This window comes from Vibrio sp. J502 (assembly GCF_025397955.1).
GTDB lineage: Bacteria > Pseudomonadota > Gammaproteobacteria > Enterobacterales > Vibrionaceae > Vibrio > Vibrio anguillarum.
Window position 1 is genome coordinate 1,388,144 of the sequence record NZ_CP104554.1, and the last position, 25,014, is coordinate 1,413,157.

Here is a 25,014-nt window from a genome sequence, read left to right on the forward strand (position 1 = left end):
GCCCGATGTTTAGAGCAAGCTATTTGCTGATTATTGTCATCTGTATTGCCCCAGTTGTTCCCGGCCTACTTGGGGTCATACTCTCCTCATTGGGCTATATTCCTCCCGTTGGCTTGCACCACTTTTCTCTAGATGGCTACATCGCCATTTTACAATGGTCGGGAGTCGGGCAATCTCTACTACTTAGCATAGGTTCTGCGTTAATCAGTACCTATCTCGCCGCGGCGATCTGCTTTGCTATATTGCAATCATTGTGGCACAGCCTTTACTGGTCAAAAGTAGAGAACGCTTTGTCACCGCTACTGGCTATGCCTCACGTCGCTTTTGCCATTGGTTTTGCTTTTTTATTCTCGCCAAGCGGCATGATGGATCGCCTTTTGTATCATCTATTTGGAACCTCATTCATGGGAGATGGCGCTTCGCTTTTAGTGCGCAACCCTTACGCAGTCGGGTTAACCTTAGCGTTAGCACTTAAAGAAGTTCCTTTTTTACTGCTGATGAGCATCCCAATTTTGCAGCAATTAAACATTGATAAACTGCAACAAGCAGCGGCTTCGCTGGGTTATTCTCAACCCCAACTATGGCTAAAAGTGATCTTCCCACAGTGGTTAAACAAATTGCGGTTTGCCCTCTTTGCCGTGATTGCCTACGGTGTATCCGTTGTCGATTTGGCACTCATTTTAGGCCCCAATAATCCACCAACGTTTGCAGTATTGGTATGGCAGTGGTTTAGTGACCCTAACTTAGCCTTAATTCCTCGCGCCGCCGCTGGCGCCGTTCTGTTGTTTATACTTGCCAGCGCCATGTTATTGATCGTTCTCTTCATCGAAAAGTGTTTCACGCAACACTACAAACGCTGGCAATACTCAGGGCGCTATGCGCTTTCCTTGCCAGGAAAATCACTGTTTTTATTCATCATTACCTTATCTCTGCTGATGTTGCCTTTAATGGTGGTTTGGAGTTTTGCACAACGTTGGCGCTTTCCAGACTTATGGCCCTGCCAGTTCAGTACCCGTTTTTGGGACAACGAATGGTTGAATATCGCACCAACCATTTATCAAAGCGTACAATTAGCGCTATTCAGCACTGTGATTGCGCTGGTGTTATCTCTACTCGCTCATGAGTATAAGCTCAAATATCAGCGCCATTTACCCAGTTATTTGATCGCCTTGCCAATGCTCATTCCTCAGCTTTCACTGTTATTTGGCATGCAGATCGCCACACTCTTTTTAGCCAGCGATCAGTATTGGCTTTGGGTTACATGGTCACATGTATTCTTCGCCTTTCCTTTTGTCTACCTTGCGTTGGATGGCCCGTGGCAAAGCTACAATCAAAACCTGACTAAAGCAGCGTTAAGTTTAGGAAAAACGCCGTGGCAAGTATTTTGGCAAATTAAAACGCCGCAACTCTTGCCAGCCATCGTTTACGCGGCAGCGGTTGGAATGAGTGTGAGCTTAGCGCAATATTTGCCGACTTTGATGCTCGGCGCAGGAAGGATCGCTACTATTACTACCGAAGCCGTTGCGCTCTCGAGTGGCTTTGACCGCAGAGTCACCGCTATCTATGCCATTTGGCAAGCCCTACTGCCTTTAATTTTTTTCACCTTGGCGATTGTGATCAGCCGCCTACAAACTCATCGCCGTACCATGAACCCTATTGTTAAAAAAACTGCCCGTAAGGAAGCCATTACTCATGACGTTCTGCCTCGAAAACCTCGCCATCCATAAACAAAATGGTGAAGCTCTCTTATCGGATTTAAATATCACCATCTCCCCTGGTGAAATTGTTAGCTTAATGGGGCCGAGCGGCTGTGGAAAATCAACGCTACTTAATGTAATTGCGGGTCATTTGGGGAGGGATTTTAGCTTCCAAGGCAGAGTCATACTGGACGGTGTCGACATCACTTTGCGGCCTGCACATCAGCGGCAAGTCGGTATTTTATTTCAAGATGATCTGCTCTTCCCACATCTGACGGTTTGGCAAAATTTGGCTTTTGCCTTGCCCAACTCGGTAAAAGGCCATGAACGGCAGTCTCAAGCAGAAAAAGCATTACAGAAAATTTCTCTCGAACATCTTGCCAATGCTTACCCAGAACAGATATCTGGGGGGCAGCGAGCACGTATTAGCTTGGCTCGCATGCTACTGGCTCAACCTAAACTGGCACTATTGGATGAACCATTTAGTAAGTTAGATAAAGCACTGCGGATCCAATTTAGGGATTGGGTCTTCAATCAACTGGTCGCCGAAGGCATTCCGACCTTGATGGTCACGCACGATAAAGACGATGTTCCGCCTAACAGCCGCATTTTAACCTGCTCATGGGAGAGCGCACATGCTTGATCGATTTAGTGTCAAAATCATTCGTTGGCCACTAGAGAAAACAGCTCAAGGGCTTCATCGCTTAGGCATTACAGCGAACCAAACGACACTCTGGGGTTTTGCTTTAGGTTGCTGTGCACTTCCTGCACTTGCTTTCTCGCAGTACACGCTGGCATTAATTTTCATCATACTAAACCGAATAGCGGATGGTCTTGATGGTGCGTTGGCAAGAATTCAAGGGGTCAGCGATGCGGGAGGATTTCTCGATATCAGTTTAGATTTTCTGTTTTACTCGCTCATTCCGTTTGGTTTTGTGCTGGCTTCACCTGAGCACAATGCGGTAGCTGGTGCCTTTTTGATCTTTTCTTTTATCGGTACGGGAAGCAGCTTTCTTGCCTTCGCCGTGATGGCCAGCAAGCGAAACATCCACAGCCCTATCTACAAGCATAAATCGCTGTATTACATGTCAGGCTTGACTGAGGGTACAGAAACGATTGCTTGTTTCGTCCTGTTTTGTCTTTTTCCTCAACATTTTGCCTTAATAGCTTATCTATTCGGCGGCGCATGCTGGTTCACCACCATTACCCGCATTTATTCTGGATTTCAAACACTCTCTAACACTCACTCACGTCAAGAATACAACCATGATTAACGCTATTACTTTTGGCTTCGAACTACGGCTTCAAATCCAGATAATGTAATACATTGGGTAATCGTATAACTCTTCGAAATTCTCATCAATTGAACCAGTGGCATGCTAAACTGCGCACTTACTAACGCAGTGGCATAACGATGCCTAAGGTTGCATTTATGACTTTGACCAGATCCGTTAAAATAGCGATCTTACTCTTTCTGATCCCGACTCTTATTTTTTCGTTAGCCATCCCGATATTAATCAATCCATTGACACGCTATGTGCTGGAAAACAAACTCGATACCGTCAATCTTTACTTGGCCAATAGAGCTCAGAGCTTAAATGATATGATTTTAGATCAAGTCGCTCAGATAAATTATGAATGCCAAGCAAGCGATATGTCATTAATTCGTGATTCCAAGTACTACAACCGATTTATTAGAATGATCGCGGTTGCCAACAAAGACGGGCGTAGCTGCTCGACTGTCGGTTTCCCATTACAACTTTCGGATGAGTTGAAAGCCTATAACCTATCTTCAGGGTTTTACATGTCCACTACTCCCGCACTTTTTGATACAGAAAAAGAGCTACTTATTTATTATCAAAAAGAAGGTAATCGAATTTTTTGAATATTAGACAGTAGCTGGCAAGAAGAGATATTAAAAGGTGATTGTATAAATTGCTTTTTATTAAATTTTCATTATTTATCGCCTAGTTTAAATGGATTGAGAATGAGTCGAGGCAATAAAGAGATCGCTTACCAAGACCACATCGCAACCATTAGTTACACCATAAAAGAGTTTGATATTCAAGAAACACTCTCTGCTGGTAAAGAATTCAACCAATATCTTCACTACCAATTAATACATTGGGGTTATCCCATTGCGCTGGCAATTGGCATCTTATTATCTATTTTTTATTTAAAGTTCAGAAATTATAGAAACTCAATTCAAGGATTAATTTTTAAAGGCATTAAAGATAAACAATTCATCCCTTACTACCAAGCCATTCTTGATAGCCGAGAAGAGAGAGTCGTTGGCTATGAGATCTTAGTTCGTTGGTGCAAAGGCAAGGAGATGGTTCCACCAAATGAGTTCGTTGGTCCGGCGGAAACATCCGGTTTAATCATCCAGATAACGAATCAAATCATAAGAAAAGTAATTGATGATTTAGAACAATTCGACGTGCAGCAATGGGTGAGTATCAATATCGTGCCAGCCCACATTGAAAGTGGTGGCTTAGCAGAAACACTAAAAGAACTCAATTGGCCGACCACCAAACAGATTCATTTTGAAATAACAGAAAGAACGCCATTTATTAATATTGAAAATGCAGGTAGGGCACTATCTCATCTTATGGCAAAAGGCTATAAGTTCAAAATTGATGATTTTGGGACAGGCTACGGTGGTTACTCATATATACAAAATCTTGGTATTTCTTGTATTAAAATAGACAAGATGTTTATTGATACGATTGGAACTGACGATTTAAAAATAAAGGTACTCAATTCCATTATTCTCTCAGCACAAGAAGCTAATATTGAAATTATTGCTGAAGGCGTTGAACGCGGAGACCAAGTTGATTATCTTGCTACTCGTGCTGTGTATCTTATACAAGGATTCATCTATTCTAAACCCTCATCGATTGAACATATTTTGGAAAATTAATAATTCCTGAAGTCGAGAGCAATCACACCATAACCAACTTTATTATGGCGTGATCTTACCTAGTCTCCATTCTACTTAGGAGAAAATCAGTGCTTTCAGGCTGGCTTGCGGATCAATATCTTCAAACTCTGGTGGGTTTTCTAGGCGAGCTTGAAAAGTAAGTGATGGCGCTTCCACCTTCATCCCTTCGATTAAAAAGTCGCAGGTTACGGCTGGTGAATTAACGCATGCAAGCACTTCGCCGCCTTGTTCTAACAACTCTGGTAAACGGCGTAAGATACGTTGATAATCTTTAGTCAGCGCAAAGCTGCCTTTTTGAAACGAAGGAGGATCAATAATAATCAGATCATATGGCCCTGATTTTTTGATTTTTCCCCAAGACTTGAAAATATCATGTCCAAGAAACTTCACTGAATTGAGATTGTGGCCATTCAATTGATGGTTTTCACGGCCTTTAGCCAGTGATGCTTTGGCCATATCGACATTCACAACTTGGTCAGCACCACCAGCAATAGCTGCTACTGAAAAACCGCAAGTATAGGCAAATAGATTCAGTACATTTTTATGTTTAGCGTGAGATGAAACCCACTCACGGCCGTAGCGCATATCCAAAAACAGCCCGAAATTCTGGTTACGCCCAATGCTCAATTGGTACTTTAAGCCATTTTCGACCACCACAGGGAAAGGCTCTAATTCTCCCCATACTGTTTCTGAAGGCGCGCCATCGGCATATCGATGCTGAAGTAAAACACAACGACCTTGCTTTTCTAGCCATAACGGACGGGTTGTTAGGTGCGACAAACCCGCTTTTAACTCCGCGAGAAAATCTTCTTCGACATTTTTAAATAAGTTGACGACTAACTGCCCTTGCAACCAGTCACAGGTGAGCTGTTCTAGACCTGGCCACTGACGACCTCGGCCATGAAATAAGCGGCGAATTTCACCTGTATTGCAGGAGAGCTGCTGCTCAATATGGGTAAAAAAGTGAGAAAGCGCTGAGCGTTGCATTGTTTGTTCTGTCATTTGTTTACTTTCGGCCAAACTAGATTCCAAGGTGTTAACCAAGATTCAATCCCTTGGCTAACAATGTCTGAGTTCCATTTCTGCCCCATCGCTACTTGATTGCGTGGGTCGCAGATAAATTGATACCACAGATCCTGATAGCAAAAACGTAACGCAAAAGCGTGTAGATAGCCTCTATCAGAATCATCATGAGAATGATAAATCGGGTCACCGACAATCGCAGAGCCGAGTGATTTCAAAGCAACCCTAATTTGGTGGGTTTTTCCGGTAAAAGGTTTACATAAAAAGAGACGTTCACCCGGCTCAGCAGAACAGGAAAAAAACTGCGTTACTGCAGGGTTATTTTGTGTCACTACTAACTTCCATGACGAACGTCGAGAGCGTTCCATATCACCGCTTATCAAGCCCTGTTTCTTTTTAGGCTTTTTACTGCCAATGGCAAGATAGAATTTCTCGACTTCCCTTGCTGCAAAGTTTTTAGACAACTCACTGGCCGCAGCTTGGTGGCGGGCAAGCAATAAAATGCCGGACGTCATTTTATCCAACCGATGAACTAAGTAGAGCTGGCCATCACCTGAAACCTTACCCACTTCTTGCAGAAGCATCGTATCCCCGTCATCTTTGTGTACAGAAACATTGGGATGCTTGTTGATGATGAGAAAATCGTTGTGAGTATAAAGAATATCAAACATGTGAATCACTAACTGCAGAATAGGCGGCTGAGTATAGCGTTAAACAACACAGATACCAATAAATGCAAGGTTCAAGGCCATAGGATGATAAAAAGGCTCTCGGATGAGAGCCTTAGGAATGCGCTAAATTAATGAATAAGCAAAGACCATTAAAATCGCCACGGGGCAAACAAAACGCACGTACCATGGCCAAATTTTCCAGAATAGGCTTTGTGCAATGTCTGGGTTACCTTGTTTGATCTCATCAAGCAATTTATTACGATGCCAAACCCAACCCACCACAATAGCCCAAACCACACCTAATAAAGGTTGCATATAGACGGTCGAGACGTTAGCCACTAGGTTAAATAACGCCCCAAAGTTAAGGGAAATGATGATACTCAGCAGCGCAATGGCTCCACCGATCATCCATGTTGCTTGGCTACGAGTCATTTTTAGTTCATCTTGCGCGCAAGATACTGGTACTTCTAGCATAGAAATTGAAGAAGTTAGCGCTGCGATAACCATCAAAATAAAGAAACCAAAGCCGAGCAACACCCCTGCACTGCCCATATTATCAAACATCGCAGGCAGCACGGTGAAGACTAAATCGCCCGAACTCATCAAGTTGCCTGCATCATCAAAAATTTCGACACCATGATTTTTAGCCACAAACATTGCTGGGAGAATCAAAAGGCCAGCGGCAAACGCCACTCCCGTATCAATCGCCGCGACTTGCGCCGCTGTTTTTGGCAAATTAACATCTTTCTTAAGATATGAGCCATAAACGATCATCGCTCCAACACCTAAAGAGAGAGAGAAGAAAGCTTGCCCCATTGCGTCTACTAATAAACTGGGAGTGATGTGCGCAATATCAGGGATCAAATACATCTTCAATCCTTCCATTGCCCCATCTTGGGTAAAGATATAAGCAATCATGGCGCCGAATAGAATAAAAAGCACTGGCATCAAACGGGTAGACCATTTTTCAATGCCGTCCGCGACACCTTTTCGCACAACATAAATAGTGAGCAAAGAAAATGCGAGAGCCAGTAAAACATTGCGTAAGCCGCTAAAATTCACTAACCAATCGGCCGCCGTCTGTAAACCCAACAGGCCTAATATAGGGGATGCCGCAAAACCCATAAGCCATCCGGCAAGAATGGAGTAAAAACTGAGGATCATCGATGAGGCAATCATCGCGATAATGCCAAACAGTGCCGCCGCCGCACGATTTTTGGTCCAGATACTTCTTAAAGAAGCGATGGGGTTAGATTGTCCATGTCGCCCGATCGTCAATTCCGCAACCAGCATCGGAAACGCCAGCAAGAATACCATTGTCAAATAAATCACTAAAAATGCCGCGCCACCATTACTTGCCGCTTTGGTCGGAAAACCCCACACATTCCCTAGGCCAACCGCAGAACCTGCAGCCGCCATAATAAAACCAAGTCTCGATGAGAAATGACCTCTTGAACTACTTGCCATAAACTATTTACCAATGTTGTGTTTGTTAGGCAGTGCTAAAAGTGAGTGTAAACTTTTAATTACACAAGTTATAATTTTTAGTCGCACTGTGATGGTGGCAAGTAAAACAGTTTGAGATTAAAATTGGAAGTCCGAACGATATAAATTATGGATTAGACCGTAGTTTTATAGTTCAATTGTTGCTTTTTTATCCTCAGATCATTTTTTTAAACTGCTATGATCACTTTAGTAACACGATTCATCTGTTACTATTTTCATATTATTCACGCGATAAACTTCCTTACTTTTCCCTTTCCCTTTACTATCGTGACTTATTCTATCGACAAGATTAATGGCATGGACAAGGTTTACCACGTTCTTACTTTAGCAGGCATCGCACTCTATTGGTTTTTGGTCGCCGCAGTCACGCTACGCGTTGTATTGAAACGCCGAGCGGTGAGTGTTTCTCTGGCTTGGCTGATGGTGATTTATATCATTCCGATTGTGGGAGTGATCTGCTACTTTCTTTTTGGTGAGCTAAATTTAGGGCGCAAGCGTGCAGAGCGTGCGAAGGAAATGTTTGCTCCATTTGGTGATTGGTTTAGACAGCTTAACGATTGCCAGGCTCATGCCCCTGAGGGAATGGGTGCTCAAATTTATAAAATTGATGAACTGTGTAACCACCGTATGGGGATTCCGGCCTTAAGTGGTAATACGTTATCACTGCAAACCTCCCCTAACGAAATTCTGCATTCCATCATTGCCGACATCGAACAAGCTCACACTAGCATCCAAATGGTATTTTATATTTGGCACCCAGGTGGATTGGCGGATTCGGTTGCGTCGGCTCTGATCCAAGCGGCCAAACGGGATGTGCACGTTAAGCTGCTGCTTGATTCCGCAGGGAGCCCCCGCTTTTTCAAAAGTCATTGGTATACCATGATGAAAGACGCAGGAGTTGAAGTCGTCCAAGCGTTAGAAGTGAGCCCGTGGCGGATGTTCTTACGCCGCTTAGACCTACGCCAACATCGTAAAATCATTGTTATCGACGATAAAATTGCCTACACAGGATCGATGAATTTGGTTGACCCGGCCTATTTCAAACAAAACTCTGGTGTGGGTCAATGGGTCGATATTATGGTTCGTATTACTGGGCCTGCGGTCAATGTGCTGTCCGCAGTACATTGCTGGGACTGGGAGGTGGAAACAGGAACACGCATGTTGCCAGCACAACCAGAATGCACAATTGGTCCGGATCAGCCCCATCATCCTGTACAGGTTGTCCCTTCAGGCCCTGGTATGCCAGAAAACTTAATCTCCCAAGTGTTAACACTGGCGATTAATCAGTCAAACCAATCCGTTAGGATCACTACCCCTTACTTTGTGCCTAGTGCAGACCTATTAGCAACGCTAAAAATGACCGCTCAGCGCGGTATCAATGTTGAGATCATTATTCCACATAAAAATGACTCATTGATGGTCAAATGGGCATCTCGCGCATTCTATGGTGAGCTACTGGAAGCAGGGGTGAAAATATACGAATTCTACGGTGGTTTGCTGCACACTAAATCCGTCGTGATCGATAACCAGTTCTGTCTTGTCGGTACAGTGAATATCGATATGCGCAGCCTATGGCTCAATTTTGAAGTCACGCTCGCGATTGAAGACCAATCTTTCACTCAGGAAATGAACTGGCTACAGCAACACTATATAGAACAATCTCACTTGGTTGAGCTACCAATATGGGAGCAACGCCCGTTGTATCATAGGTTTTTTGAACGATTGTTCTATCTGTTTAACCCTCTGCTGTAAACTTTTTATTTGACTGGGGTTGCCAAGCTAGGCAACTCCATGTTTTAAATAACGAACTCTCTCCCAGACAAGGATTTCGGATGTCAGAAGGTAAAAAAACACTGTTGGTCAATGCGGGTCGTAGTAAAAAGTGGACCAATGGCGTTGTCAACCCACCTATTCAGCGCGCCTCTACCGTTGTGTTTGATAGTGTGGCTGAAAAAAATCATGCCACTGTCAATCGGGCTAATAAAACACTCTTTTATGGACGCCGTGGTACTCATACGCACTTTGCGTTCCAAGAAGCAATGGTGGAAATTGAAGGTGGTGTCGGTTGCGCGCTTTTCCCTTGCGGTGCGGCCGCCATTGCCAATAGTATTCTTTCCTTTGTGCAAACGGGTGACCATATCCTGATGGTCGACACTTGCTATGAACCTACTCGTGATTTTTGTGAAAAAATCATGAAGAAAATGGGCATAGAAACGACCTACTACCCACCGACCATAGGTGAAGGGATCCGTACTTTGATCCAACCCAATACCAAAGTGTTGTTCACTGAATCACCCGGTTCGATCACGATGGAAGTGCAAGATATCCCAACCTTAGCGCAGGTTGCACATGAACATGACATCATTGTCATGCTGGATAACACTTGGGCGGCGGGCGTGAACTTTTCACCTTTTGAACATGGTGTTGATATTTCGATCCAAGCGGCGACAAAATACATTGTTGGCCACTCAGACGTGATGTTAGGAACAGCGATTGCCAATGAAAAATGCTGGGATCAATTGCGAGAGCAAAGCTATTTAATGGGGCAATGTGTCTCACCTGATGACGCTTATTTAGGGCTACGAGGGCTAAGAACGTTAGATGTTCGCTTACGTCAGCATGCTCAAAATAGCTTAACCATTGCGCACTGGTTAGCAGAGCAACCTGAAGTGGATCATGTTCGCCATCCTGCGCTAGAGACTTGTCCTGGACATGAGTTTTATCAGCGTGATTTCACTGGTGGTAACGGGCTGTTTTCATTTGTATTAAAGAGCAGTGATACAAAAGCTACGACGACTTTGCTCGATGGCATGCAACATTTTAGTATGGGCTTTTCATGGGGTGGATTTGAAAGCTTGATTTTAGCTAATGAACCCAAAAGCTTTGATAATTTAAGAACCGTCGCACACCCGCACTTTGCAGGTACACTGATTCGAGTACATATTGGTCTTGAAGATGTAGACGATCTGATCGCTGATCTAAAAGCGGGATTAGAACGCTACAGTGCACAGCTTGCTCTGCGTGCATAATATGAGCGGAAGACCAAAAGGCCGCTGAATCTTAAGCGGCCTTTTGCATATTAGGTTACCCTGAAAAATTAACGCTTGGGGCAATCAGCCAAATGATCGTTCACCATACCCACCGCCTGCATAAAAGCATAACAAATCGTTTCACCAATAAACTTGAAGCCTTTTTTCTTTAGAAATTGGCTCATCGCCTTAGACGTGGGCGTCGATGTAGGGATATCACTCATCTGCTGCCAATGATTGAGCACTGGTTGACCATCCACAAACTGCCACAATGCTTTGGATAAGGAACCATACTCTTGCTGCAACAGTAAAGCCGCTCGTGCATTGGAATAGACAGAGGCAATTTTGCCTTTGTGCTTCACCACATCGAAATGTTCGATAATATAAGGTGCCCGCGTTTCGTCGTACTGAGCAAGTTTTTCAAGATCATAGCCGTCAAAGGCTAAGCGATAACCTTCGCGCTTTTTCAAAATCGTAATCCAGCTCAGCCCAGCTTGCGCACCTTCTAACGTCAAAAATTCGAACAACTTGACATCATCGTAAACGGGAATGCCCCACTCATTATCGTGATAATCGCGCTCTAAAGGGTGATTCATCGCCCATGCACAAGTCATTTCTGTATGATGCTTCATTTTTTGTTTCCTTACCCTTACCTTCATTTGCGGTGTCAGTTGAACAATGACACTGCAAATCTACGTGCCTAGCTTTACTTTTTAAAGCTGATTAAACTCACGATTGACTTTAAATGCTTCAGAGGTGACATAAGCCTCCATTTTACGGATTTTCTGATCCACTCGAGTTAAATCTTGATCCAATGTCGCCAGCAAAGCTTCGGCGGTTTGTCCTTGCTCCCAAGGCTTATTCTTCAATGTATGTTCGCGTTGGGCTTTTAGCGTTTCAACATACTGAGTAGGCTGCTTTTCTAACATCAGCATCAAAGCCATATAAGCTAAAAGCACTAAAAAACCGCCACCGAGTAGTGCCGCCGAGATGACCAATATACGCACCAACCAAACTTCTAACCCAAGATAGTTAGCAAGCCCAGCGCATACGCCAGCTATTTTACCGTTGACCGGATCTTTATAGAGCTCGCGGCTAGCCATGATTTTGTCTCCAAGTCGATGATTCAGCATCTAAAATGCGTTCAAGGGTTTCAACCCGGCTTTGCAGTTTTTCCGCTTTTGCAGATAACGCTTTAATCCGCTCTAAATCCTCTTGCGACAATGAGTTGCTACTATGTCGCTTACCTCTGTAATGTAAAAAGAGCCAGATCGGTGCAACAAAAATCAAAAAGACAATCAGTGGACCTGCGATAAAAAATGATGACATGTATGCCACTCCTCGTTATTGGTTTTTGTCCATTTGCTGTTTCAGTTTTGCTAGCTCTTGTTCAATTTCATCTTGCGCTTGCAGTTCAGCAAATTCTTGGTCGAGTGACTTAGCGTTACCAGACATAGCGTAGAGATCGGCTTCAGCTTCAAGTTCATCGACTTTACGCGAGTACTGTTCAAACTTCGCCATCGCTTCATCAGTACGGCTAGTATGCAAATGACGTTGCACATCACGACGGTTGTGCGCGGTTTGGCTACGAAGTGCCAAAGCTTGTTGCTTGACCCGTGTTTCGGCAATTTTGGCCTCTAGCTTACCGATTTCACCTGTCAATTTATCGATAGTTTCTTCTACCAAGGTTTGTTCAGTGTGCAAACCTTTCATCATCTCTTGCAATTTCTTTTTTTCAATCAAGGCAGCGCGAGCGAGATCTTCGCGCTGCTTAGCGAGCGCCAAAGTCGCTTTTTGTTGCCAATCTTCAATATGAGAGACCATAGAATCGACTTTACGTGCGAGCTCTTTCTTATCCGCAATAGCTTTGGCCGAATTGGTGCGAACTTCCACCAAGGTGTCTTCCATCTCTTGGATGATTAAGCGGATCATCTTTTCAGGATCTTCCGCTTTATCTAACAGTGCACTTATGTTCGAGTTTACGATATCGGCAAAACGAGAAAAAATACCCATGTTCAATCTCCTGACTAGTTGTTCATGACGATGTAGTTATTGGTGAGCCATTTTGAATCGCTCAAAACGTTAAGACGAGAAGAGATAACCAAGTTTCATGCCATATATAAATCTATTGATAATCAATAAATTAGATAATATCTCATAGAATGAGATTACTGTGCTATGATGATTTTCGCCAAGAGTTGGTGAATTTAACCACCCTTTCAATCACAGTGTGGAGAGTGAACATGCAACAAAACTTACTGGGTGAAGCGCCTCAATTTTTATCGGTACTGGATAAAGTCTCTAAGCTTGCACCGATTGATAGGCCGGTATTAATTATTGGCGAGCGAGGAACGGGCAAAGAGTTAATCGCTCAGCGCTTGCACTATCTTTCCAAACGTTGGGACCAACCACTGGTTTCGTTAAACTGTTCAACCTTGAGTGAAGGATTAATGGACTCTGAGCTCTTTGGTCATGAATCAGGCTCGTTTACCGGAGCCAAAGGACGTCACCAAGGACGATTTGAACGGGCAGAAGGTGGAACTCTTTTTTTGGACGAGCTCGCCACCGCACCGCTTGCCGTACAAGAGAAACTGCTTCGAGTGATTGAATATGGACATTACGAACGTGTCGGCGGTAGCCAACGGCTTAATGCGAATGTCCGTATCGTCTGTGCAACCAATGCTAATCTTCCACAATTAGCTGAAATTGGAAAGTTTCGAGCTGACTTACTCGACCGACTGACCTTTGATGTGATCCAGCTTCCACCGCTAAGAGAGCGAAAAGAAGACATCATGCCACTTGCTGAGTATTACGCCATTAAGATGTGCCGTGAACTGAACTTAGCGCTCTTTGTCGGGTTTAGTACAGAAGCGGCAGAGCAGTTTCAACACTACTTGTGGCCGGGAAATGTGCGTGAACTTAAAAATGTCGTGGAGCGGGCTGTCTATCAACACGGAACGGCCTCTCATCCCATTGAAAACTTGGTTTTTAACCCTTTTGCTAATGAGTGGCACAAACCAGATGACCTTACTGGCAATCTCTCCACAGATCGCCATACTTACACCACTGGCTTTGAATTTCCTATGGATTACAAAACGTGGCAGGAGGATCAGGATAGACAACTACTGAGTGCCGCGCTCAATGCCAGTAAGTTTAATCAAAGACAAGCTGCAGAATTACTCGGCTTGAGCTACCACCAATTGAGAGGTATGGTGAGAAAATATCAACTCGTCGGCAGCAATGATGATTAACCCTAGGTTTAGATCAACAAAAAATGGTAGATTATCAGGATTTTGAGGCATAATGATTAGCTTTGTTTGCCCTACTTCTCACAGTTATTTCTCTTTATGAAAACATTGATACGATTCGCACTAGGAATATGCAGCTTTAGCCTACTGATAGGCTGTAGCGAACAAATTGACCATAGTAAAATTCGCCAGAGCGGATTCGTATATTGTGGTCACGGCAATCCCACCACTTTTAACCCACAATTGGTTGAGAGCGGCATTACGTCTGAAGCTCTCAGCCCACAGATTTACGACACGCTGTTGCAATTGGATTCAGAAACCTTACAACCGATACCAAGTCTGGCCACGAGTTGGACAGTGAATCCACAGGGTACAGAGTATACATTCAAGCTAAACGATGGCGTTCAATTTCAATCGACCGCTTGGTTTACACCGACTCGCGCTCTTAATGCCGATGATGTGGTCTTCAGCTTTCGCCGAATCATTGACCCAACCAACCCGTTTCATTACGTCAATAGTGGCGTCTACCCATGGTTTGCGGGTATTGATTTCAAAAACTTGCTGATCGATGTTCAAGCTCTGGATGAACTCACGGTTAAATTTACCCTCAGCCGTCCCGACAACTCCTTTTTATCCAATATCGCCACCAGTCACGCTGTCATACTCTCCTATGAGTATGCTAATCAATTAGTGATTGAAGATGAAAAAAGCATGATCGACAGCCATCCTGTTGGATCCGGACCATTTTATCTAGACGAATTTAAAGTGAATGACCTTATCCGCCTCCGTCGTCATGGCGCTTATTGGAATGGCGTGGCGAAGATGGAACAAGTCGTATTTGATGTCTCCAACCGAGGCACAGGGACACTCGCCAAACTACTACGCCATGAATGCGATGTGCTCAGCTCGCCTATTTCAAGCCAAATCCCTATTATCAAGCAGCAATCGGAAATAGAGCTTGATGCCAAGCCTGCGATGAACGTGTCTTATATTGCTGTGAATACCTCTCACCCTGCGCTCAGTGATGTTCGCGTGCGTAAAGCGCTTAATTTTGCGATCAACCGCCACAATATTTTGGACTCGGTCTATTACGGTACAGGAAGTATTGCTTATAACATTCTTCCCCCCTCCTCTTGGGCCTATCAAAAGGACAGTATTCAAATTCGCTATGATCGTAACTACGCGATCGCATTACTTAAAGAGGCTGGCTATTACGCCAACTTGGAATTGACGATGTCTGTTCCTGCAGAGTCTCATGCCTATAATCCAAGTCCACGTAAAACTGCCGAGTTAATTAACGCTAACCTTGCCGACATTGGTATTACATTGCATATCATCACGGAAGACCGCCTCGATCGTTCAAATTTGGCCCAGCACGTCAATGTTGATCTGATTTTAACGGGCTGGAATGGCGATACCGCAGACCCAGATAACTTTTTGCGTCCACTGCTCTCATGTAATTCAGATCGCTCAGGGCTCAATGCCTCGATGTGGTGCAATAGTGATTTCGATTTTCTACTCGATTTGGCCTTGGAAGTAGACAAGTCACGCTATCGCCTTAACTTATACAAACAAGCGCAAAATATCTTGAATGAAGAATTCCCTGTTATCCCATTGGCACACGGCATGCAATTTAAAGCGTACAGCAAAACATTAACGGGCTTTAAACTCAGCCCATTTAATGTACAACCATTCAATACGGTTGAGAGGATCGAATAGTGTTTTTATATACGGTACGCAGACTCAACTTATTTATTATCACGTTACTCATTTTGACTATGGTCGGGTTTGCGCTGCTGCGCTTAGATCCACAGTCGCCTCTAACTGCTCATGGATTTTGGTCAGGTTGGTCAACCTATTTAGGGCAACTACTGCAACTGAATTTTGGCGTCAATCACAGTGGTGTCCCGATTGTGGACGAACTGGCGATGGTCTTTCCAGCAACGCTGGAGTTATGCCTCATTGCTTTTACTCTCTCTTTGTTAATTGGTCTCCCTATTGGTACGCTCGCAGGAATGAAGCAAGGTAAATGGATTGATACCGTCATCTCCTTCACGTCAATGTCCGGCTATTCAGCACCGCTATTTTGGGTAGCTTTGCTAATGATCATGGTCTTTTCACTGCATTATGAGCTGTTTCCTGTTTCAGGACGTTATGATCTGCTCTACCAAGTGGAACACGTGACAGGTTTCGCTCTGATCGATGCTTTTTTCGCTGAAGGTAACTACCGTGCCCATGCTTTGCAAAGTGTTATTGAACATATGATTTTACCCTGCTTGGTACTGGCTCTAGCACCGACGACGCAAGTGGTGAGCCTGATGCGTTCTTCGGTGGCCGATGTAATGGCTCAAAACTATATACGCGCAGCTCGAATTAAGGGTTTAAGTGATTACGAAATTGTCACCGAGCATGTGCTGAGAAATGCAATTCCACCTATTATTCCTAAATTCGGGGTTCAGTTATCGAGTATGTTAACGTTGGCAATTATTACTGAATCCATCTTCAACTGGCCGGGAATCGGCCGTTGGCTGCTCGATGCATTATCTAACCAAGATTATGTCTCCATTCAAGCCAGCGTGATCGTAGTTGGTACGCTCGTTCTCACAGCAAACATTCTGTCTGATTTGATTGGCGCTATGGTTAACCCGCTGGTAAGAAAGGAATGGTATGCTAACAAATAACATTTATCAGGAAGAGCATATTCCGACTCAGTTTGAGCGGTTTTGGCGCAGCTATCGCAATAACAGTTTGGCGATGTTTGGCTTGTGGTGCTTAGGACTCATTGTGTTGATTACCCTCACCTCTCCTTGGATAGCCCCTCATGATCCGCAGTTGCAAACGAGCAACCTATTAATACCGCCTTCTTGGGATCCTGCGGGTACTGTCGAATTTTTCTTAGGTACCGACGATTTAGGCCGAGATATCTTGTCACGGTTGATTGATGGTACCCAATACACCTTCGCTGCCGCTATTTTAATCACCGCTATCGCGGCTGTGATCGGCTGTTTTATCGGCATTATGGCAGGCATGACCAAAGGATTACTGTCCAGTACATTGAACCACTTACTCGACACAGTCATGTCGATTCCATCATTGCTGCTTGCCATTATTTTTGTGGCACTGCTCGGTTTTGGCGAGTTCAATATTTTGCTTGCGATTGGTTTGGCACTCATCCCTCGCTTTGTTCGTTCGGTGTATATTGCCGTACACAACGAAGTAGAAAAAGACTATATCCTCGCCGCACGTTTAGATGGTGCCAATGACTTTTATCTGTTGTGGAACTCCATTTTACCCAATGTACTTGCTGTCATCGCCAACGAAATAACACTCGCGTTATCCATTGCCATCTTAGACATCACCGCTTTGGGCTTTCTTGGTTTGGGTGCTCAAGCACCAAGTACCGAATGGGGCACCATCTTAGGTGATTCAGTTGAGCTGATTTACCTCGCACCGTGGACAGTCACTCTCCCCGGTTTAGCGATTATGTTTACGGTGATCATCATCAACTTAGTCGGTGAAGGTGTACGACAAGCTCTGAATGCAGGGGTGGAATAATGCCATTATTAGATATTCGCCATCTCACCATCGAAATTGATACGCCACAAGGCATGGTAAAAGCCGTCGATCGCATGAGCTTAACCATGAACGAAGGCGAAATTCGCGGTTTGGTGGGAGAATCCGGATCAGGAAAAAGCTTGGTGGCTAAAGCCATCGTAGGAATATGCAAAGATAATTGGACCATCACCGCCGACCGCATGCGCTTAGGTAACATTGATCTACTTCAGCTGACGCCGCGCGAACGCCGGCGAGTGATTGCCCGCGACATCGCGATGATTTTTCAAGAACCGTCAACCTGCTTAGACCCTTCAGATGAAGTGGGAAAACAACTGATTGAATCTATTCCATCGCGCACATTTGAAGGCAAATGGTGGCAGCGTTTTACATGGCGTAAAAAACAAGCAATTGCCCTTTTACATAAAGTAGGAATCAAAGAGCACGCTCGCATCATGAGTAGCTACCCCTATGAGCTAACTGATGGTGAGTGTCAGAAAGTGATGATTGCGATGGCTATCGCAACCAAACCAAAAATTTTGATTGCTGATGAACCAACGAACGATTTGGACCCCATTACCCAATCACAGATATTGCGCCTGCTCAGCCGGATGAATCAGGTCAATAACACCACGATTCTATTGATTGGCCACGACTTAACCACCATTACCCAATGGGCTAACCGTATTACAGTGATGTACTGCGGTCAGTCTGTTGAGTCAGCCGATACCCAGAAAATATTGAGTGAACCCAAACACCCTTATACGGCCGCACTACTGAAAGCGATGCCTGATTTTAGTGATTGGATCCCGCATAAAGAAAAATTGCAATCCTTACCGGGTTCCATTCCACCCTTGCAACATTTACCGATTGGTTGCAGATTGGGGCCTCGCTGTCCCTATGCTCAGCGCCAATGCGTTGAAATACCGTATCCACAACGTATTAAAAATCATAAGTTTGCCTGTCATTTCCCACTCAATATGGAGCAACAGTCATGAGTGCATCATTATTAGAAGTGAACGGGTTAACTAAAGATTTCATTACTCGTTCAGGTCTATTTCGCAAGAAAATTCAGCATGCGGTCAAACCGGTCAGCTTTACGTTAGAAGCGGGGCAAACTATTGGTTTTATTGGCCAAAATGGTTCTGGTAAATCGACATTGGCACGAATGCTTGCGGGGATGGTTGAGCCCTCTGCTGGCGAGATACGCGTTAATGGAGAGTTATTGGAACACAAGGATTACTCCACGCGCTGTAAGCTGATTCGAATGATTTTTCAAGATCCGAACACATCGCTCAACCCAAGAATTCAAATTGGTCGTATTCTAGAAGGGCCGCTCAAAAGAAACACCAATATGCCACCTGAAGCTCGCATGAAGCGCGTGAAAGATACGCTATTGCGCGTTGGGTTATTGCCAGAGCACGCCTACTTCTACCCGCAAATGCTCGCCACCGGGCAAAAACAGCGGATTTGCTTGGCACGAGCACTGATTCTACAACCGTCGATCATTGTGGCTGATGAAGCATTAAACGGGTTAGACATGGCAATGCGATCACAGATGATTAACTTGTTTCTAGAACTGCAAGAAGAGATGGGTGTCTCGTTTGTGTATGTCTCTCAGCACCTTGGTATTGTAAAACACATTACAGACAAAATTATGGTGATGCACGAAGGCGAAGTAGTCGAATCGGGTGACACACAAGAAGTATTGTCTAATCCAACTCATCCCATCACTCAAAGAATGATTGAGAGCCACTTCAACAAAGCGCCCGAGGGCGTTCAGAATTCTGTGTCAGCTAATTTTGGCTAAATATCTAAGACGTCATCCAAGCGACCTTCAAAATGAATCGCCAGTTGAGACAATGTCATATTCCAATTCTGTATTGGCATTGTCCATTTCTTAGAAGCATTCAATATCCCAGCATACAGTAGCTTAAGCAAGCTATTTTCATTTGGGAACCCACCCTTAGTTTTGGTCAGTTTACGGAATTGGCGATGTACGGCTTCAATAGCATTTGTCGTGTAAATAGCCTTTCGGACGTATTCTGGATATTTGAAGTAAACCGATAAATTTGCCCATTTGTTCCGCCAGGAACGAATCACTATTGGGTATTGCTGTCCCCATTTGGCTTCCAAACGATCCAACTCCATCTCGGCCGCTTCGTAAGCGCGTCATAAACCCCACATTCTAATCAATCTCGGCACGCCATAAGATCAAATCTCCAACCTCAAGGAGATTTGAAATGGCAAAAAGACTCTCTCATCAAGAATGGCATACCCTATTCGATCAATACGAATCCAGTCATCTGTCTCAACGCGTGTTCTGTGAACAAAATGGGCTGAGCCTTTCAACCTTCCATGCCAAGCGACAGCAACTAAAGTTCATAGAGCAACCTAAGAGCAGTGGATTCGTTAAAGCTGAAGTCGTTGAAAAAACGACACGCTACCAGATGACTCAAACACCGATTGCCAACATGACACTATTGATTAATGACGTTGAACTCAGCATCCCCCAGGGAACACCTGCCTCGTATCTGGCAGAGTTAATCGGAGCACTGTCATGAAGAGAATGCTGAGTGCCCCTAATGTTTACCTGTATCGGGAGTTCGTGGATTTTAGAAAGTCCATTAATGGTCTGGCGGCGATTATTGAATCTGAAACCGATTTACCGCTCGGAAGCGGTGCGCTGTTCCTGTTTACCAATAAACAACGCGATAAAGTCAAAGTCTTGTACTGGGATAAAACGGGCTTCGCTCTGTGGTATAAACGGTTGGAAAAAGCCAAATTCAAATGGCCCACTCAAGAGAAAAAGCAGGTATACACCCTGACTCAATTTGACCTAGACAGACTGTTATCTGGCTTCACGATAATCGGCCATAAACCGATAAAAATAGACAACTTTACAATGAGTTGAACCCGATAAAAGTGAGTTATACCAAGCCTTGACGTGGTGTTTTTAATATAATCAATGCCATGAAAAAGACGCCCGATATTAACCCAGAAAGCCAAGACATCGCCGAGCTTCAAGCTATGGTGAAAGCGTTGATGTCGGAGAAAAAAGAGTGGCAACAAGAGCGCCAATCCTTAATTGAGCAGTTTAAACTGGCCCTTGACCGTCAATTCGCCAAACGCTCGGAAGCGTTAAAGCCGTATAACGAAGCACAGGGTGACCTCTTTAATGAGGCGGAATGTGAAGCGGCGAAATCGGAAGATGAGGTTATCACCACGACGACAATCAAACGTCGTGGTAAACGTCAACCGCTTCCTAAAGACTTGCCACGTGAAATTATCGAGCTTGACCTAGATGAGCACGACAAACAGTGCTCATGCTGCCAACACATTTTGCATAAAATCGGCGAAGACCGCAGTGAAAAGCTTGAGTTCACGCCCGCCGTCCTAAAAGTGTTGGAATATGTTCGCCCGAAATACGCCTGTCGTCAGTGTGAACAAGAGGCTGAAAAAAGCCACATTCACCAACAACCCGCACCGATAAGTATCATCCCCAAAAGCTTCGCTACCGAAAGTCTGCTTGCCAACATTATTTTAGGCAAATATCAGTATGCGCTTCCGCTGTATCGTCAGGAAACCTTGTTCACCCAATCAGGTATCGAGTTATCGAGAACGACCATGGCCAGGTGGGTAATCCAGGTTAGTGAAAAGTTCAAACCGCTTTATCAGGCACTGAAGACTCACTTACTCGAACAAGTGGTGGTTCAGGCCGATGAAACGCCGCTCAATGTGCTCAAGGAAGACAAGCAATGTTATATGTGGTTGTACTGCTCGGGAGCCGACTCCCCTGAAGCTAAACTCCCTGACATGAAAAATATCGTCTTGTTCGACTATCAAAACAGTCGCGCGAGAGTGTGCCCCGTGAACTTCTTGGGTGATTACTCAGGCTATCTGCAAAGTGATGGTTACGCGGCTTATGATGGATTAACCAACGTCACCAATGTCGGTTGCTTCGCTCATGCACGTCGTAAGTTCATGGAAGCGAAGAAGCTTCAGGGCAAAGGTAAAACAGGTAAAGCGGATGTGGCGTTAGCCAAAATCCAAAAGTTGTACGCACTTGAATCTCGATTAAAACTGGCTTCGGTCGAAGAGCGTTGGGCAGAAAGACAAGCGCAGGCTAAACCGATGTTGGATGACATCTATGACTGGTTAACCACGCAGAAAGTCATCGAATCGAGTCCTCTTGGTAAAGCCATCAAGTACACCTTGGGTCAGTGGCCTAAGCTGATACGCTATGTTGAAGATGGGCATTTATCTATCGACAACAACCGAGCGGAACGCGCAATCAAATCGCTGGTCATTGGCAGAAAAAATTGGTTATTCTCGACGAATCCGCTTGGTGCTGATGCGAGTGCTTTGCTGTATAGCATCATCGAGACGGCGAAAGCGAACGGACTGATACTCTACGATTACATGGTCAAATGTATGAAAGAGCTGGCAAAGTCTGAGCCTGATATCAACTCACTGCTTCCCTGGAACTTCTCACATTCAAATTAAAACGCCCCGTGGGATCATGGGGCGCATACTTAGTATGCGGCGGAATCGGTATTTCGTTTCTCATCCCTTAACAGGGCCTTGAACAGGGGCTTATAGCCCCTTAATTCTCACCATTGCTCTGGCATATTTTAGAAGTTTTGAACGAGTCATATCATCTTCTGGTGCTTCTATTTGCATAACTGCTATTGCGTATAGAATTTGTTGAGGCGCTACCCTGTCACCTGTTGGTAGGATTAACCGCCCACCTTCCATACGAAAGCCCCACCACTCATCACCGTAGTAGAGTTCTTTCTTGCTGTGCCATCGCATTAGCCTTTTACAGATTGGTGGTATCTTCTCTCCCTCATCCCACCGTTTGACTTTGCTCACAGTTTTAAAACAAAGTTTTGCGGCTTCTTCGATGCTTAATCCGCATTCAAATTCACGAAAAACAAAGTTTTTTGTCATTTCGTAATACTTCATTAATGAAACTCCGAAATCTCGAAGATTCATATGCGCTGATGATGTATTCAACACTTTACATAAGCCCGCAAAGTACGCACTTTACAAAGGCGTATTAATTAGCAAATTTGCCTTATAAAAAGTTATTCATTAATCACTAATATTAGAATTCCTGAAACTCATTTATGTCCGTGCGACCTGAAGTCGTATGAAGCGTTGTTCACCACGACAAGAGTGAACCATCTGTATCACCAGATGACCCTAGGATCCTGAATAAAGCAGCGGATCCGACAATGTAACGAAACTCAGCCGTTAGGCTGAGTGGGAATGGAATCGTGAGAGGACGTTCCTCCTGATAACCACAAATCGGGTAAGTGCTAGGGTGTCAGTATGATGAACGTAAGTGAATCCACGTAAGGCGCGTTATATGATGAAGCAGCGGAAGTGGTTAATACGCTGTGGCCAAAATGGCAATGAGAGTCGGAAAGAAGTTGGACAGTACTCTTTCGTGATCGATGCACTCTCCGCACTATAGTGGGCATCTAAGCTGATATTTTGCGCGACATACGGAACAGGGTAAGCCTGTATATCTCCCATTGGGAAAGCAGTCTGCGAAGATTGCCGATAGGTGTGCAGGTAAAGGAGGTTAGAAAAAGCAAAGGCCGCTTTGTAATGAAGTGGATACAGGTTTATATCTGGCGCGAAAGCGAGCTGACTTCTAACTGGTCTCCCGTTGCAAGATGATTTGAAGAACTTTATTTAAGGAGAAACGCAAATGGTGGCTTCATCAGAAGTTAGTGCTTCTCCTAATGGCACTCAATGGCAATCCATCGATTGGAAAGCTGTCGAGTCGCACGTGTTAAAGCTTCAAATGCGCATTGCAAAAGCAACTCGAGAGGGAAAACACAGTAAAGCGAAGTCTTTGCAGTGGATCTTAACGCACTCCAGATCAGCGAAATTACTTGCTGTGAAGCGGGTGTCCCAAAACAAAGGCAGTAACACTCCAGGAATCGATGGTGTCATTTGGAATACGGATGCCCGTCGAATGACCGCAGTGGATCAATTGAATCGCAAAGGCTACCGAGCTAAACCGCTCAGACGTATCTACATTCCGAAAAAGAATGGCAAACTTAGACCCCTCGGCATTCCATGCATGATAGACCGAGCGCAACAAGCGCTTTATCTGCTTGCTTTGGAACCGATATCGGAAACGATAGCAGATCCAAATAGCTACGGTTTTCGCCCTAATCGCAGTACGGCTGACGCAATAGCACAATGCTTCAAATGCTTGTGTCTTAAGCGCTCAGGTCGCTGGGTTTTGGAGGGGGATATTAAAGCTTGCTTTGACAAGATTGGGCATGAATGGCTACTTGAACATGTTCAAATAGACAAAAGGATGCTGAAGCAGTGGTTAGGCTCTGGCTATATCGATAAGGGCTTGTTCTACCGAACGTCAGAGGGAACTCCGCAAGGAGGAATTATCTCTCCAACGCTTATGTTACTGACGCTTGCGGGCCTAGAAAAGCTCGTGAAAGAAGTCGCTAAGAAATCGGGAGAACGAGTTAACTTTATCGGTTATGCGGATGATTTTGTGATAACAGGTTCGTCAAAAGATGTGCTTGTTAACGAAGTCAAACCAAGGGTGATTGATTTTCTAAAAGAAAGAGGGTTGACACTCTCTGAAGAGAAAACACACATTACTCATATAGATGATGGCTTTGATTTTCTGGGCTTTAACCTCAGGAAGTACAAAGGCAAACTACTCATCAAACCGAGTAAGAGCAACGTTCTCTCTTTCTTGGGTAACTTGCGTGAACTCATCAAGAAGCACGCAACAATGCCAGTCAATGATCTCATTAGATTACTGAACCCTAAGCTGAAAGGTTGGGCGAACTATTATCGCCACTGCGTTGCAAAACGCACTTTCGGTTACCTCGGTCATCAAATCTTCTGGTTACTGTGGCGATGGGCGGTAAGACGCCATCCTACTAAATCAAAAGACTGGGTAAGGCGCAAATACTATATGAACAGAAGTGGTGGTTGGCAATTTCACGGTTGGCAGAAAATCGCCAATATGGACTGTCACTACAACCTAATTCAAATAGCGAAAACGCCGATCAAAAGGCATGTGAAAATTAGAAGTGCAGCAACCCCATTCGATCCGCTTTACCAAGATTACTTAGCAAAGAGGAAGCCGAAAAAGGAAAGTCGTCACTCTTGGTTTGACCCTGCCTTAACTGCTATCTAGGTTGCTGGGTAACGTAATACGCCTTAGCGGAGGCTTGAGCCGTATGCAGTGAAAGTTGCACGTACGGTTCTTAGGAGGGCGGCACTTGGTAACAAGTGTCGCCTATCCGACAAAAATGACCTAGAAATTGATCAGACTTTATAAATACC

General features: G+C 44.5%; 25 protein-coding genes and 1 pseudogene. 17 read left to right on the plus strand and 9 right to left on the minus strand.

The window, feature by feature from the left end:
• The first annotated feature begins 5 nt into the window (after positions 1-5).
• The 5 genes from N5E84_RS06485 to N5E84_RS06505 all read left to right on the plus strand — a co-directional run bounded on the left by N5E84_RS06485 (position 6) and on the right by N5E84_RS06505 (position 4,620).
• On the plus strand, positions 6-1,727 hold the full coding sequence (locus tag N5E84_RS06485) for an ABC transporter permease (RefSeq protein ID WP_019282607.1): 1,722 nt from the start codon (positions 6-8) through the stop codon (positions 1,725-1,727).
• Positions 1,693-2,340, plus strand: a complete 648-nt coding sequence (locus N5E84_RS06490; RefSeq protein WP_019282608.1) for an ATP-binding cassette domain-containing protein — start codon at positions 1,693-1,695, stop codon at positions 2,338-2,340. Before N5E84_RS06485 ends, N5E84_RS06490 begins: the two co-directional genes overlap by 35 nt.
• Positions 2,333-2,971 (plus strand): CDP-alcohol phosphatidyltransferase family protein, encoded by a 639-nt coding sequence (locus N5E84_RS06495; RefSeq protein WP_013857469.1) that lies wholly within the window; start codon positions 2,333-2,335, stop codon positions 2,969-2,971. The genes N5E84_RS06490 and N5E84_RS06495 overlap by 8 nt, the downstream gene beginning before the upstream one ends.
• 158 nt (positions 2,972-3,129) lie before the next feature.
• A complete protein-coding gene (locus tag N5E84_RS06500) occupies positions 3,130-3,582 on the plus strand; it encodes a hypothetical protein (RefSeq protein WP_019282609.1) in 453 nt (150 codons plus the stop codon).
• Between the two features lie 102 nt (positions 3,583-3,684).
• Positions 3,685-4,620 carry an EAL domain-containing protein gene (locus tag N5E84_RS06505; protein ID WP_019282610.1) on the plus strand — a complete coding sequence of 312 codons (936 nt, stop codon included), beginning with the start codon at positions 3,685-3,687 and terminating at the stop codon, positions 4,618-4,620.
• 75 nt (positions 4,621-4,695) lie between these two features.
• Here N5E84_RS06505 and N5E84_RS06510 read toward each other — a convergent pair whose 3' ends face one another.
• From N5E84_RS06510 to N5E84_RS06520, 3 genes are all read right to left on the minus strand, one after another.
• On the minus strand, positions 4,696-5,628 hold the full coding sequence (locus tag N5E84_RS06510; protein WP_029388307.1) for a class I SAM-dependent methyltransferase: 933 nt from the start codon (positions 5,626-5,628) through the stop codon (positions 4,696-4,698).
• Between the two features lie 11 nt (positions 5,629-5,639).
• Positions 5,640-6,335, minus strand: coding sequence for a TIGR01621 family pseudouridine synthase (locus N5E84_RS06515; RefSeq protein WP_069211978.1), 696 nt, complete (start codon positions 6,333-6,335; stop codon positions 5,640-5,642).
• 123 nt (positions 6,336-6,458) lie between these two features.
• Positions 6,459-7,802 carry a sodium-dependent transporter gene (locus tag N5E84_RS06520; RefSeq protein ID WP_019282612.1) on the minus strand — a complete coding sequence of 448 codons (1,344 nt, stop codon included), beginning with the start codon at positions 7,800-7,802 and terminating at the stop codon, positions 6,459-6,461.
• A 336-nt stretch (positions 7,803-8,138) separates the two neighbouring features.
• On the opposite strand from N5E84_RS06520, the gene cls reads away from it, so the two are divergent.
• Both cls and N5E84_RS06530 read left to right on the plus strand, forming a co-directional pair.
• On the plus strand, positions 8,139-9,593 hold the full coding sequence (gene cls, locus N5E84_RS06525; protein ID WP_026028020.1) for a cardiolipin synthase: 1,455 nt from the start codon (positions 8,139-8,141) through the stop codon (positions 9,591-9,593).
• An 80-nt stretch (positions 9,594-9,673) separates the two neighbouring features.
• Entirely contained in the window at positions 9,674-10,870 is a 1,197-nt protein-coding gene (locus N5E84_RS06530; RefSeq protein WP_069211979.1) for a cystathionine beta-lyase, read from the plus strand.
• Positions 10,871-10,938: 68 nt separating this feature from the next.
• On the opposite strand, the gene N5E84_RS06535 is transcribed toward N5E84_RS06530, so the two are convergent.
• The 4 genes from N5E84_RS06535 to pspA are packed head-to-tail and all read right to left on the minus strand — an operon-like array spanning position 10,939 to position 12,883.
• Positions 10,939-11,529 (minus strand): DNA-3-methyladenine glycosylase I, encoded by a 591-nt coding sequence (locus N5E84_RS06535; protein ID WP_013857035.1) that lies wholly within the window; start codon positions 11,527-11,529, stop codon positions 10,939-10,941.
• 54 nt (positions 11,530-11,583) lie between these two features.
• The gene (gene pspC, locus N5E84_RS06540; RefSeq protein WP_013857036.1) at positions 11,584-11,973 is read right to left on the minus strand and encodes an envelope stress response membrane protein PspC; all 390 of its coding nucleotides are present in this window, start codon (positions 11,971-11,973) and stop codon (positions 11,584-11,586) included.
• Complete coding sequence (pspB, locus tag N5E84_RS06545) at positions 11,966-12,199, minus strand: envelope stress response membrane protein PspB (protein ID WP_029388308.1); 234 nt, start codon at positions 12,197-12,199, stop codon at positions 11,966-11,968. Before pspB ends, pspC begins: the two co-directional genes overlap by 8 nt.
• A 15-nt stretch (positions 12,200-12,214) precedes the next feature.
• On the minus strand, positions 12,215-12,883 hold the full coding sequence (pspA, locus tag N5E84_RS06550) for a phage shock protein PspA (protein ID WP_010320237.1): 669 nt from the start codon (positions 12,881-12,883) through the stop codon (positions 12,215-12,217).
• Positions 12,884-13,113: 230 nt separating this feature from the next.
• Between pspA and pspF the strand changes: the two genes are divergently transcribed.
• The 6 genes from pspF to N5E84_RS06580 all read left to right on the plus strand — a co-directional run bounded on the left by pspF (position 13,114) and on the right by N5E84_RS06580 (position 19,480).
• On the plus strand, positions 13,114-14,121 hold the full coding sequence (gene pspF, locus N5E84_RS06555; RefSeq protein ID WP_029388309.1) for a phage shock protein operon transcriptional activator: 1,008 nt from the start codon (positions 13,114-13,116) through the stop codon (positions 14,119-14,121).
• A 96-nt stretch (positions 14,122-14,217) separates the two neighbouring features.
• The gene (gene sapA, locus N5E84_RS06560; protein WP_043004565.1) at positions 14,218-15,837 is read left to right on the plus strand and encodes an ABC transporter substrate-binding protein SapA; all 1,620 of its coding nucleotides are present in this window, start codon (positions 14,218-14,220) and stop codon (positions 15,835-15,837) included.
• A complete protein-coding gene (locus tag N5E84_RS06565; RefSeq protein ID WP_019282617.1) occupies positions 15,837-16,799 on the plus strand; it encodes an ABC transporter permease in 963 nt (320 codons plus the stop codon). Before sapA ends, N5E84_RS06565 begins: the two co-directional genes overlap by 1 nt.
• Entirely contained in the window at positions 16,786-17,673 is an 888-nt protein-coding gene (locus tag N5E84_RS06570) for an ABC transporter permease subunit (protein ID WP_013857042.1), read from the plus strand. The genes N5E84_RS06565 and N5E84_RS06570 overlap by 14 nt, the downstream gene beginning before the upstream one ends.
• Entirely contained in the window at positions 17,673-18,668 is a 996-nt protein-coding gene (locus N5E84_RS06575) for an oligopeptide/dipeptide ABC transporter ATP-binding protein (protein ID WP_010320232.1), read from the plus strand. Before N5E84_RS06570 ends, N5E84_RS06575 begins: the two co-directional genes overlap by 1 nt.
• On the plus strand, positions 18,665-19,480 hold the full coding sequence (locus tag N5E84_RS06580) for an ATP-binding cassette domain-containing protein (RefSeq protein WP_095661278.1): 816 nt from the start codon (positions 18,665-18,667) through the stop codon (positions 19,478-19,480). The genes N5E84_RS06575 and N5E84_RS06580 overlap by 4 nt, the downstream gene beginning before the upstream one ends.
• On the opposite strand, the pseudogene N5E84_RS06585 reads toward N5E84_RS06580, so the two are convergent.
• Positions 19,477-19,833, minus strand: a pseudogene (locus N5E84_RS06585) (transposase); the annotation flags it as partial. The gene N5E84_RS06580 and the pseudogene N5E84_RS06585 overlap by 4 nt on opposite strands.
• A gap of 80 nt (positions 19,834-19,913) precedes the next feature.
• On the opposite strand from N5E84_RS06585, the gene tnpA reads away from it, so the two are divergent.
• From tnpA to N5E84_RS06600, 3 genes are read left to right on the plus strand one after another with little or no spacing between them, the layout of a single operon-like run.
• On the plus strand, positions 19,914-20,234 hold the full coding sequence (gene tnpA, locus N5E84_RS06590) for an IS66 family insertion sequence element accessory protein TnpA (RefSeq protein WP_081245520.1): 321 nt from the start codon (positions 19,914-19,916) through the stop codon (positions 20,232-20,234).
• Positions 20,231-20,584 (plus strand): IS66 family insertion sequence element accessory protein TnpB, encoded by a 354-nt coding sequence (gene tnpB / locus N5E84_RS06595; RefSeq protein ID WP_069212062.1) that lies wholly within the window; start codon positions 20,231-20,233, stop codon positions 20,582-20,584. The genes tnpA and tnpB overlap by 4 nt, the downstream gene beginning before the upstream one ends.
• Before the next feature lie 59 nt (positions 20,585-20,643).
• Positions 20,644-22,176, plus strand: coding sequence for an IS66-like element ISVa9 family transposase (locus N5E84_RS06600; RefSeq protein WP_069212063.1), 1,533 nt, complete (start codon positions 20,644-20,646; stop codon positions 22,174-22,176).
• A 90-nt stretch (positions 22,177-22,266) separates the two neighbouring features.
• On the opposite strand, the gene N5E84_RS06605 is transcribed toward N5E84_RS06600, so the two are convergent.
• Complete coding sequence (locus N5E84_RS06605; RefSeq protein WP_019283124.1) at positions 22,267-22,638, minus strand: phage protein; 372 nt, start codon at positions 22,636-22,638, stop codon at positions 22,267-22,269.
• 754 nt (positions 22,639-23,392) lie between these two features.
• Between N5E84_RS06605 and ltrA the strand changes: the two genes are divergently transcribed.
• Complete coding sequence (ltrA, locus tag N5E84_RS06610; RefSeq protein ID WP_095661277.1) at positions 23,393-24,865, plus strand: group II intron reverse transcriptase/maturase; 1,473 nt, start codon at positions 23,393-23,395, stop codon at positions 24,863-24,865.
• Positions 24,866-25,014 lie beyond the last annotated feature (149 nt).